This window comes from Aeromonas tecta (genome assembly GCF_000820185.1).
Taxonomy (GTDB): domain Bacteria; phylum Pseudomonadota; class Gammaproteobacteria; order Enterobacterales; family Aeromonadaceae; genus Aeromonas; species Aeromonas tecta.
Genome location: NZ_CDCA01000037.1, coordinates 181293 through 196271, shown reverse-complemented (window position 1 = coordinate 196271; position 14979 = coordinate 181293). Strand labels below are relative to the sequence as shown.

Here is a 14979-nt window from a genome sequence, read left to right as displayed (position 1 = left end):
CATAAAAGGCGGGCGCGATGAGCAAGACGCAGGTACATCTCATTGATGAGGAAGTCGATTTTTCAGCCAATGAGCAGTTGGTGTCCACCACGGATATGCGGGGTGTCATCACCTACGCGAATGACAATTTTTGCAGGGTGGCAGGTTACAGTCCGGCGGAAATGATCGGCCAGCATCACAACATGGTGCGCCACCCTGACATGCCCAAGGCTGCCTTTGCCGATCTCTGGGGCAAGCTGAAACAGGGCAAGCCCTGGCGCGGCATGGTCAAGAATCGTTGCAAGGATGGCCGTTACTACTGGGTGGATGCCTATGTGACGCCCATCTTCGAGCAGGGCAAGATCAGTGGTTATCAGTCGGTACGCAGCCGCGCCGAACCGGAACTGAAAGCCATCGCGACGCGCACCTATGCCAGATTGAGGTCGCATGAGCGAGGGGAGCGCAAGGCCGGTGTTGCCCTCGGGCAGGGAGTGCGCCATGGGGTGGCCATCCTCGGGCTGGTGTTGATGCTGGGGGGCGGTACCTATCTATGGGGCACTTGGGCTCCGCTGTGCATGCTGTTGCCGCTGGCCTGGTTCATCCTGCTCTATCGCCATGACCTTATCAGCACCCCGCGTTACCTGCGTCAGCTGGCCCATGAGTATGACAGCCTGACCCGGCTCATTTACTCGGGCAATGAGCCCAATGCCATCGCGGATTTCCACATCAAATTGTTGCAGGCCAGGATCCGGACCGTGCTTGGACGAGTGGACGATGCGACCCTCTCCCTGCAAGACCTTGCCGTTCACCTCAAAACGGCTTCCAGCGAGGCGAGTGCCGACATCGTCGAGCAGGACATCCAGACCCAGCAGGTGGCGGCGGCTATCACCGAGATGGCGGCAACGGCCCATGAGATAGCCCGCAATATCGAGGAGACGGATAGCCAGATAGCCCAGGCCAAGGAGCATTGCCAGCATACTGACAGGCAGCTGGAGGATACCCAACTGCGCATCACCGAGCTGGCCGCCCAGGCCGAGCATGCCTTCAGCGCGGCGGTGGCGCTGGCCGATGAGTCGGATCGGATTGGGGTCTTGATGAACGAGATCCAGGGCATTGCGGATCAGACCAATCTGCTAGCACTCAACGCGGCCATTGAGGCCGCCCGCGCCGGTGAACAGGGCCGGGGTTTTGCGGTGGTGGCCGATGAGGTGCGCACCCTGTCTACCCGTACCCACAGGGCGACCGAGCAGATCCAGGGGAGCATAGGGCAGATCCAGCGCACCCTGAACGACTGGAAGGGGATGATGCAACAGAACCTGCAGCAGACCCAGTCTTGCGTAACCCTGACCCGGCAGGGCTCGGACAGCCTGCATCAGGTGTTGACGGAGATAGAGCAGGTGGTGGCGCTGTCGACCCAGATCTCGGCCGCGGCCGGGCAGCAGCAGGCGGTGGTCGAGGACATCAGCCAGAACGTCAATGTCATCTCCCAGCACTCGCACACCAACAGCAACAAGATGAAGGTCGTCAATGAGTCGAGCGATATCCTGCTCACCAAGGCGCGGCAACTCAAATCCCTGGGGCAGACATTCGGCTGAGCCCGATGATTGTCTCCAATACAACAAGGCCACCTCAGGGTGGCCTTGTTGTATTGGGAGGAGGGGTTTCTGTGATCAACCCTGTGTGATCAACTCTCTGTGATCAACCCAGGGTGCGATGCTTCTCCAGTACGATTCCCTTGTCACCATACATGGCCTGATCGGCGTGAATGAGCCACTGCTCCGCATTCCAGTTGGCCTGATAGGGGCTGACCCCCACGCTGATCCCGATTGACAGCGGGTGGCCCTGAACCACGAAGGGGCGGAGGATGGCTTGCCGGATCACCTCGGCCACGTCCTCGGCTTGCTGGCGGTTGTGATGGGGCAGCAACAGCACAAACTCATCGCCCGCCAGTCTGGCGAAGAAGCGTTGATAGCCGAGACTCTGATTGATGCGCTCCGCCAGTTGGCAGAGCAGGGCATCGCCACAGCTGTGGCCGTAACTGTCGTTGACCTGTTTGAAATTGTCGAGATCGCAAAACAGCAGGCAGCCGGGCTCGGGGCTGTTGATCTGCAGCTCCAGCTGCTCCATGAGGCTCAGGCGGTTGGGCAGGCCGGTGAGTGGATCCTGGCGGGCCAGCTGCAATATCTCTTGCTCTCGCAGCTTGCGCAGGGCAACTTCCCGGTTCAGACGCTCGTTGCTGATCAGCAGGTAGATGCTCAACAGCAGGATGAGGGCGCCTACCGCCAGGCTCAGGAAAAACCAGGGGCGCCAGAATGTCCACTGCTCCGAGGGGGCTTTATAGAGAAAATCGGTCAGCGGCAAGGGTCTGGGGATGAGGCCGATCTCCGTCAGCTGCGCCATGATGTGGGCGAAGCGGTCCGGGTTCATATACCCGATCTCCACATAGAGCGGCTGGATCATCTCCTTGCTCATCTGCAGCTCGTATTCCATGTGCGCCTGGCTGCGGTTGACTCCATATTCCTTGCGTAGCAGGGCGATCGCCTCCGCCGGGTGAGAGAGAGCGTATCGCCACCCCTTGAGGCTGGCGGCGCGAAAACGCTCAACCCGCCCCAGGTTGGCCTGCTCTTGCGCCTGGGTCGTGAACAGGATGTCGCTGTAAAAATCGATGCCGTAGTTGCGGGGGTTGATGATGGATACAGCTATGCCCCGCTCTTCCAGATAGAAAGGCTCGTTGCTGATATAGGCGTTGAAGATATCGACGCGATTCGCGACCAGATCGTCGATATTGACCGAGGTGGGCACGGGAATGAGTTCGCGCTCGTGCAGCCCCTGGTAGTAGAGGGTGGCGAGCAGTTCGGCATCCTGATGGCCGGGGAACATCATGATCCGTTTGCCCCGCATGTCTGCAACGGTGAGAATGCCGCTGTCACGACGGGCCAGGAACACGGAAGGTGAATGCTGATAGACGCTGGCGAGCGCCAGCAAAGGCTGGCCGCTGGCGTAACTGGTCAACACTTCGGTGTTGCCGACGCCAAAATCGGCGCGCCCGGCCAGTACCTCCTGTACCGGGCTGATGCCCTTGCCGCCTGGTCTTATCTCGACGTCCAGTCCTGCATCGGCATAGAAGCCCTTGGCCTTGGCCATGTGGTAGCCCACAAACTGGGGCTGATGCAGCCAGCGCAGTTGCAATACCACCCGATCAGGCGCCTCATGCGAGCGATCACTGGCCAGGAGTAGAGGAGGGGTACTGGCGACCAGCAGTAGCAGCCAAAATAAGCATCTCTTCATCCGTGTGATTCTTGTGCTGAGGGTCCATGGGGTGTGGCCAGGCGGCCCGTTCACAACTTATTAATAAAGTTATTCTAAAGGGTTCTCGATGTACCGGATACTGTCGCAACACAAAGATTTCATAGTGATTAACAAAGGGCCTGGCCTGGGTATGCATGATGAGGCGGGGGAGGCTGGGCTGGTTAATCGGGTGCGGATTGAAACCGGGTTGGAACTCTACCCCGTGCATCGGCTCGACAAGATGACCTCGGGGTTGCTGTTGTTGGCTCGCACCCCTGTGGCAAACCGGGCCCTTAGCATGGCGTTCGCCGAGCGGCGGGTGAGCAAGCAGTATCTGGCACTCTCCGATCGCAAGCCGAAGAAGAAGCAGGGCTGGGTCAAAGGGGACATGCAAAAAGGGCGAGGCGGCAGCTGGATGCTGGCGCGAACCCTGGACAACCCCGCCATCAGCTGGTTTGACTCCTGCCCGGTGCGCGAGGGACTGCGGCTCTATCGCATCAAGCCCCAGACCGGCAAGACCCACCAGATCCGGGTCGCGCTCAAGAGCATAGGGGCGCCGATCCTGGGGGACGAGCGCTATGGCGGCACCCCGGCGGATCGTGGCTACTTGCATGCCTGGCGGCTGAGTTTCACCCTGGCGGATGAGTCGTTTGACTTCATCTGCCCCCCCGAACAGGGGGACGAATTTGTCACTCCCGAGTTGCTGGCCGCGGTCTCCGGGTTGAGCGAATGAGCAAGGAGCAGGAGATGGCGCCGAATGGTTGGATCCTGGCGGACTTTGACGACACATTGGCGCCGGATGACAGTCATGCCGGCCTGCTGCGCTATATCTTGCGCCGCCGTCTCTGGCCGCTGTTGCTGTGGCCTCTTATCGCACTGGGGGGCGTAATCTATCTGCTGCCTGCCCAGCGGCGGCGGGGCATTTCGCTGATCTGGTGGGTCATCACCCTCGGGCTCTCGCCCCTTGGTTGGCGCAAGTTGGTGCGGGGCTATTGCCGTACCCGGCCGGGGCTCTATCGGGAGGCGCGCACCTTGCTGGTGGCAGAGGGGGAGCGCTGCTGGGTGCTATCGGCCAGCCCCCGCGCCCTGGTGCGGGGTCAGCTCTATCAGCAACTCTCCACCATGCCTCACCGAGTGATCGGCTCGCGGATGCACTATCGCCGTGGCGGGCTGATGCCGCGTTTCTACTGCCATGGGCAGCACAAGATCCTGCCGGAGATCCTGGCGATTAAGCCAGTCCTTGCCCTGAGTGACAGCCTGCACGATCTGCCGCTGCTAGCACTGGGGGAGCAGGCCTGGCTCATCAACCCGACTCCGGCTCGCTTGCAAAAAGTGCAGCAGAGGTTGCCGCATATCGCGCCCAAATACTGGCAACTGTAAGCCCAGGCTGACAGCCCTGCGGACCGCCATCGGCGGATCCGCAGGGCTGCACCTTGCGCGTCACATTTCATTTACATCCTTGCAGGGAAAACTCGAAAAACTATCGTTCATCCGCCTCTTCTCTTCTGCGCTCGCGCTGCCTCTAATGAAACAAGTTGATAACAATCATTCCCCCAAGGGGGATCTCATCGGCTTGACCATGGCCGCTGCAACAGGGCAGCGCCGCAAGGAGCGCATCATGACGACCACTTCCTCTTCCCGTTCTCACACCCTCAATCCCCTCGGTACCGACGGTTTCGAATTCGTCGAGTACACGGCGCCGGACGCCAAAGGCATCGCCGCCCTCAAGGCGTTGTTCGTTTCTCTGGGCTTTGCCGAGGTGGCGCAGCACAAACACAAGCAGTGCTGGCTCTATCGTCAGGGTGACATCAACTTCGTGGTCAACGCCGAGCCCCACTCCCAGGCGGAGCAGTTCGCCAGCCTGCACGGACCGAGCGTCTGCGGCATGGCGTTTCGGGTGAGCGATGCGGGCCTTGCCCAGCAATATGCCATCGGCAAGGGGGCCAAGCCCTTTGTCGGCAAGATAGGACCCATGGAGCTCAATATCCCGGCCATCTATGGCATCGGTGAGAGCACGCTCTCCTTTGTCGACAGATACGGTGACAAGGGCTCCATCTATGACGTGGACTTCGTGTTCTACCCCGATTGGCAAGCGCGCATGGCCGAGGTGGATGCCGGGCTCTACGAGATCGATCACCTGACCCACAACGTGCAGCGCGGCAACATGGATGTCTGGTCGAACTTCTACGAGCGGATCGGCAATTTTCGCGAAATTCGCTACTTCGACATCGAGGGCAAGCTGACCGGCCTGCATTCCCGTGCCATGACGGCTCCCTGCGGCAAGATCCGCATCCCCATCAACGAATCCTCCGACGACAAGTCGCAGATCGAGGAGTACCTGCGCCAGTACAAAGGGGAGGGGATCCAGCACATCGCCCTCGCATCCAGCGACATCTACCAGACCATCCGCACCCTGCGCGGCCGTGGCACCGGCTTTATGCCGACCCCGGACACCTACTATGAGCAGGTGAATAACCGGGTCGAGGGCCATCAGGAAGATCTGGAGGCGCTCAAGGCGCTGCGCATCCTGATCGACGGCTCGCCGACCAAGGACGGCATCCTGCTGCAGATCTTCACCGACACCGTCATCGGCCCGGTGTTCTTCGAAATCATCCAGCGCAAGGGTAACGAGGGCTTTGGCGAGGGTAACTTCCAGGCATTGTTCGAATCCATCGAGCTCGACCAGATCCGCCGTGGTGTGCTTCATGATGCATAAGTCTTCGACCAGGTGTCAGGATCAGGCCATTCGCTATTTTGCAGGAGGTTGCCATGCGCAACTGGATTAGCTTTCCCCACCGGGAGGGGACCCATTCCCGCCAGGCCCACGCCGACTTGCCCGAACAGGCCATCTACGAGCGCGAACTCGGGCGCTCCGGTTTCTTCGGCCCGGCCACCCACATGCACCACAAACATGCCCCCACCGACTGGGTGGGTTGGGAAGGGCCGCTGCGACCCAGGGCCTTTGATCTCAACGGCCTCAAGGAGGAGATAAGCTCCCTCTCCCCCTGGGTGATGCCGGACATTCTGCACAACGCCCACTGCCGCTATCGGGTATGGCGCCTGTCGGAAACCATGCCGTTTCTGGTGCGCAACGCCGATGGCGACGAGCTGCTGTTTATCCACGAGGGGCGCGGCGAGTTCTATTGCGACTACGGCCATCTGAGTGTGCGAGACGGGGACTATGTGGTGATCCCCCGTGGCACAATGTGGCGCATCGAGCCAACAGAACCGCTGTTTATCCTGATGATCGAGGCGACAAACGACAGTTATCAGCTGCCGGACAAGGGGCTGGTGGGCAATCATGCCATCTTCGATCCCGCGGCGCTGGATGTGCCCGCCATCGATGACACCTTCCTGGCCCAGCAGGACGAGAACCCTTGGTCGCTGCAGATCAAGCGCCACCACCAGGTCTCGGTCGTCACCTGGCCGTTCAACCCGCTCGATGCCCAGGGTTGGCACGGGGACTTGTGCGTGGTGCGCCTCAACTGGCGCGATATCCGCCCGCTGATGAGCCACCGCTACCACCTGCCGCCCTCGGCTCACTCTACTTTCGTGGCGAGTCGTTTCGTGGTCTGCACCTTCGTACCGCGCCCCATCGAGAGCGATCCGGGTGCGCTGCGGGTGCCCTTCTACCACAGCAACGACGATTTTGACGAGGTGCTGTTCTACCACGCTGGCGACTTCTTCAGCCGGGACAACATAGAGCGGGGCATGGTCACCTTCCATCCCGCCGGCTTCACCCACGGCCCCCATCCCAAGGCATTCGCGGCCGGCCGCGCCCACGCCAAGCAGTTCACCGACGAGGTGGCGGTGATGCTCGATACCCGCGATGCCCTGAACGTCGGCAGCCTGTGCGAGGGGGTGGAGAATCCCCGTTACGTCAACAGCTGGCTGCGCCCCGAACTCGCCCAAAGCGGTAAATAAGGATCTGTCATGAAACTCGCAACATTGAATAACGGCAAGCGCGATGGCGCCCTGGTGGTGGTCAGCCGGGATCTGGCCCGCGCCGTGTCGGTGGCGGACATCGCCCCGACCCTGCAAGGGGCGCTGGACGAGTGGGCCGATACGGCGCCACGATTGGCAGCGATCTACGCGGCCCTCAACGAGGATGGCTGTGCCGATGCCTTCCCGTTCGACGAGGCTGCCTGCCTCTCACCCTTGCCTCGCGCCTACCAGTGGGCCGATGGCAGCGCCTACGTCAACCACGTGGAGCTGGTGCGCAAGGCGCGCGGCGCCGAGATGCCGGGCAGTTTCTGGCACGATCCCCTGATGTATCAGGGGGGCTCTGACCGCTTCCTGGCACCGCGTGGCCCCATCGTGATGGAGACGGAGGAGTGGGGCATCGACTTTGAATCCGAGGTGGCCATCATCACCGACGATGTGCCCATGGGGGTGAGCCCGGAAGCTGCCGCTAGCCACGTCAAGCTGTTGATGCTGGTCAACGATGTCAGCCTGCGCAACCTTATCCCGGGGGAGCTTGCCAAGGGCTTTGGCTTCTTCCAGTCCAAGCCCTCAAGCAGCTTCTCGCCGGTGGCCATCACCCCGGACGAGCTCGGTCAGGATTGGCAAGATGGCAAGGTGCATCTGCCGCTCATGACGCACCTCAACGGCGCCCTGTTTGGCGCTCCCAATGCGGGGGTGGACATGACCTTCAACTTCTTCGAGCTGATTGCCCACGCCGCCAAGACCCGGCCGCTCGGGGCGGGTTGCATCATCGGCTCTGGCACCGTCTCCAATTACGACAGAAGTGCCGGTTCTTCCTGCCTCGCCGAGCTGCGCATGCTGGAAATTATCGAGTCGGGTCAGGCCACTACACCCTTCCTGCGCTTTGGTGATACAGTGTCCATCGCGATGCAGGATCGCAACGGGATGAGTCTGTTTGGCACCATTTTGCAGCGCGTCGCGCAAACGGAGGCCAGCCAGACGAGCTAGGAAGCCTGGGCCGGCGACAGGGCCGGCAGGCGACACGGCAGGTGGCACACACCTGCCATCACAGGGACAGAATATGCTGCAGTTGTTTGGATATTGGCGTTCATCGGCCAGTTTTCGGGTGCGACTGGTGTTGCAACTGAAAGGACTCAGTTATGAGCAGCACCCGGTGCATCTGGGCAAGGGCGAGCAGAAAGAGAAAGCCTATCGTCGGCTCAATCCCCAGGGGCTGGTGCCTTTTCTCATCGATGGGGAGGTGCAGCTGGGGCAGTCGGTCGCCATCATGGAATACCTCGACGAGACCTATCCCGCCTATCCGCTGATGCCGTCGGCGGCGCTGGAGCGGGCCAGGGTACGCCAGATAGTCAATATGATCGCCTGCGACATCCACCCTTTGAACAACCTGCGGGTGCTCAACTATCTGGAGCAGTCGTTGGGGCAGGGCAAGACGACCCGTGATACCTGGTATCGCCACTGGATTGACGAGACCTTCACCGCCCTCGAGCAGCTATTGATGACCACCGCCGGTGTCTATTGCGTCGGCAACGAGGTGACTCTGGCGGATTGCATGCTGGTGCCCCAGGTCTACAACGCTCACCGCTTCAATATGACCCTGGACGATTACCCTACCATCGCCCGCATCGTCGCCAACTGCGAACAGTTGCAGGCCTTTATTCAGGCGGCCCCCGCCAACCAGCCGGATGCGCAAGCCTGAGATTGTGTGTGCAGGTTGGGCGTGGTAACACCAGCCCAACCTGCAGTATTCCATACTGCCGACCTCTCTTGTATTACCCTCCTATGGCGTTCCGTTGCACCCATACAGCCTAAATCCGGGCCGCTCACTCAATCGCTGGTAATAGTCGCTCACCGCCGGCAGTGGTGGACGGTCAAATGGCGTTTCCAGCCAGCGGTTGACGGAAAGACCGATGGGAATGTCGGCGAGTGAGAAGTGACTCCCTGCCACATAAGCGCCGGTTGATTGGAGATGCCGGTCCAGGATCTGCATGTATCTGGACCAATCCGCGCAACCTGCGCTGAGTGCTCGGCTGTCCTGATGCAAGGGGGAGAGCCTCACCAGCGACATGAAGGCGTAGCTCCAGGAGCGGTTCAAGTCTGACGATTGCCAATCTATCCATTGATCGACCCCGGCCCTCGCACGTGCCTCGGTGGGATAGAGGGCTCCGTCGCCGTAGCGCGTGGCCAGGTAGCGGATGATGGAATTCGATTCCCACAGGATGAAGTCACCATCCTGAATGACTGGCACCATGGCGTTGGGATTCATCGCCAGGAATTCGGGGGTATCGGTGGGTTTGAAACCAGAGCCCCACTCCTCTCGCTCGAAAGGCAGGTTCAGCTCGGAGCAGGTCCAGAGCACCTTGCGCACATTGATTGACGAGGCCTTGCCCAATATCCGTAACATCTCATCGTCCTTGTGTAGAAAACCGGGGATCCATCGAGGAAGCGTCTCATCGCGCAAGGGGATAAATCAATGGCTACGAATGATGGCTACCAGCCCCAAGATACCGGGATCCTGTGTTCAGCCCCAGGAGCAATGACGGCATACACAATCAGGGCTCCCTCGGTCGAGGAGCCCTGATTTATGGTTGTTTAGCCGCGGGCCGTCTTGGGCTGGAAGAAGGCGATAAACTTGCCGAACTTCTCCTCGTCGTAGCTCTTGCCCTTCTCGAGCAGCCCGGTATTGAACGACTCCAGCAGCTTGCCCTTGTCATTCAACACATAGAAGTGGGGGACGCCCAGGTACTCGGGATAGCGTTTCAAGAAAGGCTCGTTCTTGTTCTCCTTGCTGACGTTCACCTTGACCACCACGAAGGTCTGGTTGAACTGGCTGGCAAGTTGGGGCTCCCTGTCCAGAAACTGGTTCATCTCCTGGCACCAGCTGCACCACTCGCCACCCACCAGCAGCAACACCTTCTTGCCCTCCTGCTCGGCCCTCACGCTGGCGGCAGCGAGATCGCTGACCGGATCCCGCTGCTCGTCATAACCCTGGCTGTAGTCGGGCAGCCCCTTGGCCCAGAGGTGGTCGGCCGCCTGAGCCGTCCCATTGAACAGCGCGGTGCCCAGCATCAGGGGCAGTAACAGTCGTTTCATGGTCTCTTCCTTGTGTCGTAATGGGTTGCTTCCGAGCTGCAACAATGTGACACGAACGAACCCCGTCACCAAGGGTCAGGATGAGCTGGGATATGCAAAGATCGGTATTGTTAAGCCACGAAGACGCACATGAAGAAGACGCGCATGAAAAAGCCCCTCGCTGGGAGGGGCTTGGTGATCTCGATGGGAGATGAGGGGCTTAGTAGCCTTGCTGGTGGACGTCCATCACGGCGCGGCCGGACGGGTCGGCCATCTCTTTGAATTTGGCATCCCATTCGAGCGCGGTCGGGGTGGAGCAGGCGACCGACTTGCCGTAAGGCACGGTGCGGGCGGCGGCTTCCAGCGGGAAGTGCTCGTCGAAGATGGCGCGATAGTAGTAGGCCTCCTTGGTGAGCGGGGTGTTGATGGGGAAGCGGAACGCGGCCGCCTCAAACATCTGATCCGTCACCTCGACCTCGACCATGGCTTTGAGGCTGTCAATCCAGGAGTAGCCCACGCCATCGGAGAACTGCTCCTTCTGGCGCCAGGCCACCTCGTGGGGCAGCAGCTCCTCAAAGGCTTCCCGCAGGATATGCTTCTCGATCTTGCCCTTGCCACACATCTTGTCGGCAGGCTGCAGGCGCATGGCCACATCCATGAACTCTTTGTCAAGGAAGGGCACGCGGCCCTCCACGCCCCAGGCGGCCATGGACTTGTTGGCCCGCAGGCAGTCATACAGATGCAGGGAGGCGAGCTTGCGCACGTTCTCCTCGTGGAACTCTTTGGCGTTCGGCGCCTTGTGGAAGTAAAGATAACCGCCAAACAGCTCGTCCGAACCCTCGCCGGACAGCACCATCTTGATGCCCATCGCCTTGATATAGCGGGCCATCAGGTACATCGGTGTGGAGGCGCGGATGGTGGTGACGTCATAGGTCTCGAGGTGATAGATGACGTCCCGCAGGGCATCCAGGCCCTCTTGCACGGTGAAGTGGATCTGGTGGTGAATGGTGCCGAGGTGATCGGCCACCTTGCGGGCGGCGGCCAAGTCTGGCGAACCATCCAGCCCGACGGCGAAGGAGTGCAGCTGTGGCCACCAGGCCTCGCTCTTGCCATCGTCTTCCACCCGGCGGGCGGCGTAGAGCTTGGTGATGGCGGAGATGACGGAGGAATCCAGACCGCCGGAGAGCAGCACGCCGTAGGGCACGTCGCACATCAGCTGGCGCTTGACCGCCGCTTCCAGCGCCGCTTTCAGCTCCGCCTTGTCGCTGACATTCTGCTCGACCGCGCTATATTCCATCCAGTCGCGCTGGTACCACTGCTTGAGTTCGCCATCCTTGCTCCACAGGTAGTGTCCCGGCGGGAAGGTTTCGACGCTCTTGCACACCGGTACCAGCGCCTTCATCTCGGAGGCGACATAGAAGTTGCCGTGCTCGTCGCGACCGGTGTAGAGCGGGATGATCCCCATGTGATCGCGACCAATCAGGTAGGCATCCTGCTCGGCGTCATAGAGGATAAAGGCGAAGATGCCGTTCAGATCGTCCAGGAAGGCGGGGCCCTTCTCCTTGTAGAGTGCCAGCAGCACCTCGCAGTCGGAGTGGGTCTGGAACTGGAAGTCGACCTTGAGGCCCTTCTCCAGCTCTTTGTGGTTGTAAATCTCGCCGTTGACGGCCAGCACATGGGTGCGCTCGGGGTTGTAGAGCGGCTGGGCGCCGTTGCCCGGATCGACGATGGCCAGGCGCTCGTGCACCAGAATGGCCTTGTCCGAGCTGTAGACGCCGGACCAGTCGGGTCCGCGGTGACGCAGTCGCTTGGACATTTCCAGCGCTGATTTGCGCAGGGTTGCTGCGTCAGACTTGATGTCCAGAATGCCGAAAATAGAACACATTGGCGGTAATCCTCTTGATTTTTATATGAGCCCCCCACGTTTGGGCTCGAAATTCCATTTACATTCCTCGTCAATCACAATGCCTAGCGCAAAACCCTTTTGCAAGCGGGAAAACCGCACAAAATCATGCCGCGAGCGTCAAGCTGGCGGCATCGGAAGCGGGTTGGGAAAAGGGGATGAATTGACGGGAACGTCAAGTCGTTGCGGGTTCGAAGATCACATAGAGTTTGCGGCAGGCAATGAGGGTCTCCCACTCGCCGACGAAGCCTGCCGGGATGACGAACTGGCTGCCCGGGGTGAGGTGCAATTTGCCCCCCTGGCTGTCGTGGATCAGCGCCTCGCCTTCCAGCAGTTGGCAATACTCGTGCTCGGTGTAGTGCACGGCCCAGCGGCCGGGCTCGCAGGCCCAGAAGCCCACGTGAAACTGCTGGCTCGGATCGGAATAGTGATTCCACAGGGTCTGGTTTGGATTGCCTGCCTTGATGCGATCCGCTGGTGGAGTGTGCGGGGTGGGGGTGACGAAGTGATCGCTCAGCAGGATCCAGTCATTCAAGTTTTTCATGGGGCTTCCTTGCAAGGGGAGAGGGGCAACGGGATCGTCCTGATCCCGTGTTCGTTTACTTTTCTTAACAATGTTGCGTTTAAGTTAAACGATCTGCCCGGCCTTGCCAAGGGGCCGCGCGGCGGCCCACAGGCATGATCAGACGATATCGATGTCGACGACGGAGTCGAAGATGTGATTCGGTCTGAACGGCATGCGGTCGATGTCCGCCACCTTGCTCACCCCGGACAGCACCAGCACGGTCTCCAGACCCGCCTGGAAGCCCGCCAGTATGTCGGTGCGCAAGTTGTCGCCGATGATGATGGTGTCGTCGGAGTGGGCTTCCATCCGGTTGAGCGCCGCGCGGATGATCCAGGCGCTCGGCTTGCCGACGTAGAACGGCTTCTTGCCGGTCATCCGCTCGATGGGGGCGCACAGCGCGCCGCAGGCCGGGTACATCATGGGGCCGTGGGTGTCGGGGTTGGTGGCGATGAAGCGCGCTCCCTGATCCACGAACTTGGCGCCCAGCTGCATCATGGTCCAGTTGTAGTTGCGGGTCTCCCCTACCACCACGAAGTCGGGATCGATGTCGGTGATGGTGAAGCCGGCCTTGTAGAGCTCGTGGGTCAGGGCCCCTTCGCCGATCACATAGGCCTTCTTGCCATCCTGGCGCTTGAGAAAATCGGCGGTGCCCATGGCGGAGGTGTAGAAGCACTCCTCGGGCACTTCGATGCCGGCAGAGCGAAAGCGGTTCTGCAGATCTTTCTGGGTCTGGGCCGGATAGTTGGTGAGAAACAACAGCTTGCTGCCCTGCTCAAGCAGGCGATGCACGAAGCGATCGGCCCCGGGGATGAGATCGTTGTTGTGCAGGATGACGCCGTCGATATCACAGATGACGTTTTTCTTCATAGGGACTCCTTGTAGGGCGGCAGGGCGCTAGGGACGCCAACTGTTAATGTCTTCAATCAGTTATGATTTTTGTGCCGCCATTATAAGGCGCTTTGATGACAAGTCTCCCCCGGCGTGCCAGATGGGTGCACAATGATGGCAGAAGGAGGGCGCCACCTCGGTCGCGCCTGCATGACCCTCATGGGTCTGACGATGGAGCCGTCATCATGGAACGCTTTATTGCCGGCTTGCCCAAGCTGGAGTTGCACCTGCATATCGAGGGCACCCTCGAGCCCGAGCTGATGTTCACACTGGCCGCCCGCAACGGCGTGGCGCTGCCCTGGCCCGATGTGGCGGCGGTGCGCGCCGCCTACGAGTTCGACAATCTGCAATCCTTCCTCGATCTCTACTACCTCGGCGCCAGCGTGCTCATCCGCGAGCAGGATTTCTTCGATCTCACCTTCGCTTATCTGAAGCGCTGCGCCGCGGACAAGGTGGTGCATGTGGAAGTCTTCTTCGATCCCCAGACCCACACCGCCCGCGGCGTCCCCTTCGCCACCGTGCTCGGCGGCATAGAGCGGGCCTTGCAGGCCGGTGAGGAGAGCTTCGGGATTAGTTGGCGACTTATCATGAGCTTCTTGCGCCACTTAAGCGAAGAGGAAGCCTTCGCCACCCTGGCCGAGGCCGAGCCCTATCTTGCCCGCCTTCACGGGGTGGGGCTCGATTCGGGAGAACTTGGCAACCCACCAACCAAGTTTGCCGGGGTCTTTGCCAGGGCGAGGTCGCTCGGCTTGCCGGTGGTGTGCCACGCGGGGGAGGAGGGGCCGGCGGCCTATATCTGGCAGGCCATCAACGAGTTGCAGGTGCGGCGCATCGATCACGGGGTGCGCTGCGTCGATGACCCCGAGTTGCTGCGCTACCTCGCCGACACCCGGCTGCCGCTCACCGTCTGCCCCCTGTCCAACGTGCGACTCAAGGTGTTTGAGGATATGAGGCAGCACAACGTGCTAACCCTGTTAGAAAAAGGTCTATGTATCACTATTAATTCAGATGATCCTGCTTACTTCGGCGGTTATCTCGGGGCCAATTTCGAGGCCCTCGCCCAGAGTCTCGGCGCCAGCCGGGAGCAACTGTGCCGCCTCTCCCTCAACGCCGTGGAGGCGAGCTGGCTGAGCCTGGCGGACAAGGCGCGGCTCACCCGCGACATTCGTGCCCACGGGGCCTGCCACGATGCCTTGCCTGGTTGAGCGTGTCTGACCGAGGTGCCTGGCTGAGCGTGCCGGTTAAGATTGCGGGTTAAGAGCGTTGGTTGCTGAGAGTGAGTGGTTGGCGCGCTGGGTGAAAGGCATCGGCACAGAGAGGCGCTGAAGCAATGTCGGAA

Annotated in this window: 14 protein-coding genes; 8 read left to right on the top strand and 6 right to left on the bottom strand. The window is 60.7% G+C overall.

Translation table 11 applies throughout. The features are described 5' to 3' along the window. The first annotated feature begins 17 nt into the window (after nucleotides 1-17). Nucleotides 18-1574 (top strand): methyl-accepting chemotaxis protein, encoded by a 1557-nt coding sequence (locus BN1137_RS18145; RefSeq protein WP_050719934.1) that lies wholly within the window; start codon nucleotides 18-20, stop codon nucleotides 1572-1574. Between the two features lie 103 nt (nucleotides 1575-1677). On the opposite strand, the gene BN1137_RS18140 is transcribed toward BN1137_RS18145, so the two are convergent. Next, the gene (locus tag BN1137_RS18140; protein ID WP_050719933.1) at nucleotides 1678-3267 is read right to left on the bottom strand and encodes a GGDEF domain-containing protein; all 1590 of its coding nucleotides are present in this window, start codon (nucleotides 3265-3267) and stop codon (nucleotides 1678-1680) included. Nucleotides 3268-3355: 88 nt separating this feature from the next. On the opposite strand from BN1137_RS18140, the gene BN1137_RS18135 reads away from it, so the two are divergent. The 6 genes from BN1137_RS18135 (at nucleotide 3356) to maiA (ending at nucleotide 8911) form a co-directional block, all read left to right on the top strand. Next, nucleotides 3356-4000, top strand: coding sequence for a TIGR01621 family pseudouridine synthase (locus tag BN1137_RS18135; protein ID WP_050719932.1), 645 nt, complete (start codon nucleotides 3356-3358; stop codon nucleotides 3998-4000). Nucleotides 4001-4014: 14 nt separating this feature from the next. Next, nucleotides 4015-4647 (top strand): HAD family hydrolase, encoded by a 633-nt coding sequence (locus BN1137_RS18130; protein WP_232306965.1) that lies wholly within the window; start codon nucleotides 4015-4017, stop codon nucleotides 4645-4647. A gap of 238 nt (nucleotides 4648-4885) precedes the next feature. Beyond that, nucleotides 4886-5983: a 4-hydroxyphenylpyruvate dioxygenase gene (hppD, locus tag BN1137_RS18125; RefSeq protein WP_050719930.1), complete on the top strand. Its 1098-nt coding sequence runs from the start codon at nucleotides 4886-4888 to the stop codon at nucleotides 5981-5983. A gap of 53 nt (nucleotides 5984-6036) precedes the next feature. Then, nucleotides 6037-7191: a homogentisate 1,2-dioxygenase gene (locus BN1137_RS18120; protein WP_050719929.1), complete on the top strand. Its 1155-nt coding sequence runs from the start codon at nucleotides 6037-6039 to the stop codon at nucleotides 7189-7191. A gap of 9 nt (nucleotides 7192-7200) precedes the next feature. Beyond that, on the top strand, nucleotides 7201-8199 hold the full coding sequence (locus BN1137_RS18115; protein ID WP_050719928.1) for a fumarylacetoacetate hydrolase family protein: 999 nt from the start codon (nucleotides 7201-7203) through the stop codon (nucleotides 8197-8199). 73 nt (nucleotides 8200-8272) lie between these two features. Further along, nucleotides 8273-8911, top strand: a complete 639-nt coding sequence (gene maiA / locus BN1137_RS18110) for a maleylacetoacetate isomerase (RefSeq protein WP_050719927.1) — start codon at nucleotides 8273-8275, stop codon at nucleotides 8909-8911. A gap of 81 nt (nucleotides 8912-8992) precedes the next feature. On the opposite strand, the gene BN1137_RS18105 is transcribed toward maiA, so the two are convergent. The 5 genes from BN1137_RS18105 to BN1137_RS18085 form a co-directional block, all read right to left on the bottom strand. Beyond that, entirely contained in the window at nucleotides 8993-9616 is a 624-nt protein-coding gene (locus BN1137_RS18105) for a glutathione S-transferase family protein (protein ID WP_050719926.1), read from the bottom strand. A gap of 188 nt (nucleotides 9617-9804) precedes the next feature. Beyond that, nucleotides 9805-10305 (bottom strand): thioredoxin family protein, encoded by a 501-nt coding sequence (locus BN1137_RS18100; protein ID WP_050719925.1) that lies wholly within the window; start codon nucleotides 10303-10305, stop codon nucleotides 9805-9807. A 199-nt stretch (nucleotides 10306-10504) separates the two neighbouring features. Beyond that, complete coding sequence (gene asnB / locus BN1137_RS18095) at nucleotides 10505-12169, bottom strand: asparagine synthase B (protein WP_050719924.1); 1665 nt, start codon at nucleotides 12167-12169, stop codon at nucleotides 10505-10507. 193 nt (nucleotides 12170-12362) lie between these two features. Next, nucleotides 12363-12731, bottom strand: a complete 369-nt coding sequence (locus BN1137_RS18090; RefSeq protein WP_050719923.1) for a cupin domain-containing protein — start codon at nucleotides 12729-12731, stop codon at nucleotides 12363-12365. Nucleotides 12732-12869: 138 nt separating this feature from the next. Then, complete coding sequence (locus BN1137_RS18085; protein ID WP_033130858.1) at nucleotides 12870-13619, bottom strand: HAD-IIA family hydrolase; 750 nt, start codon at nucleotides 13617-13619, stop codon at nucleotides 12870-12872. 206 nt (nucleotides 13620-13825) lie between these two features. On the opposite strand from BN1137_RS18085, the gene BN1137_RS18080 reads away from it, so the two are divergent. After that, the gene (locus BN1137_RS18080; protein ID WP_050719922.1) at nucleotides 13826-14845 is read left to right on the top strand and encodes an adenosine deaminase; all 1020 of its coding nucleotides are present in this window, start codon (nucleotides 13826-13828) and stop codon (nucleotides 14843-14845) included. Nucleotides 14846-14979: the final 134 nt, after the last annotated feature.

Excerpts from the sequence above, each read along its gene's own strand:
- BN1137_RS18145 (WP_050719934.1), top strand. The coding sequence starts at position 18 with ATGAGCAAGACGCAGGTACATCTCATTGATGAGGAAGTCGATTTTTCA.
- BN1137_RS18140 (WP_050719933.1), bottom strand. The coding sequence starts at position 3,267 with ATGAAGAGATGCTTATTTTGGCTGCTACTGCTGGTCGCCAGTACCCCT.
- BN1137_RS18135 (WP_050719932.1), top strand. The coding sequence starts at position 3,356 with ATGTACCGGATACTGTCGCAACACAAAGATTTCATAGTGATTAACAAA.
- BN1137_RS18130 (WP_232306965.1), top strand. The coding sequence starts at position 4,015 with ATGGCGCCGAATGGTTGGATCCTGGCGGACTTTGACGACACATTGGCG.
- hppD (WP_050719930.1), top strand. The coding sequence starts at position 4,886 with ATGACGACCACTTCCTCTTCCCGTTCTCACACCCTCAATCCCCTCGGT.
- BN1137_RS18120 (WP_050719929.1), top strand. The coding sequence starts at position 6,037 with ATGCGCAACTGGATTAGCTTTCCCCACCGGGAGGGGACCCATTCCCGC.
- BN1137_RS18115 (WP_050719928.1), top strand. The coding sequence starts at position 7,201 with ATGAAACTCGCAACATTGAATAACGGCAAGCGCGATGGCGCCCTGGTG.
- maiA (WP_050719927.1), top strand. The coding sequence starts at position 8,273 with ATGCTGCAGTTGTTTGGATATTGGCGTTCATCGGCCAGTTTTCGGGTG.
- BN1137_RS18105 (WP_050719926.1), bottom strand. The coding sequence starts at position 9,616 with ATGTTACGGATATTGGGCAAGGCCTCGTCAATCAATGTGCGCAAGGTG.
- BN1137_RS18100 (WP_050719925.1), bottom strand. The coding sequence starts at position 10,305 with ATGAAACGACTGTTACTGCCCCTGATGCTGGGCACCGCGCTGTTCAAT.
- asnB (WP_050719924.1), bottom strand. The coding sequence starts at position 12,169 with ATGTGTTCTATTTTCGGCATTCTGGACATCAAGTCTGACGCAGCAACC.
- BN1137_RS18090 (WP_050719923.1), bottom strand. The coding sequence starts at position 12,731 with ATGAAAAACTTGAATGACTGGATCCTGCTGAGCGATCACTTCGTCACC.
- BN1137_RS18085 (WP_033130858.1), bottom strand. The coding sequence starts at position 13,619 with ATGAAGAAAAACGTCATCTGTGATATCGACGGCGTCATCCTGCACAAC.
- BN1137_RS18080 (WP_050719922.1), top strand. The coding sequence starts at position 13,826 with ATGGAACGCTTTATTGCCGGCTTGCCCAAGCTGGAGTTGCACCTGCAT.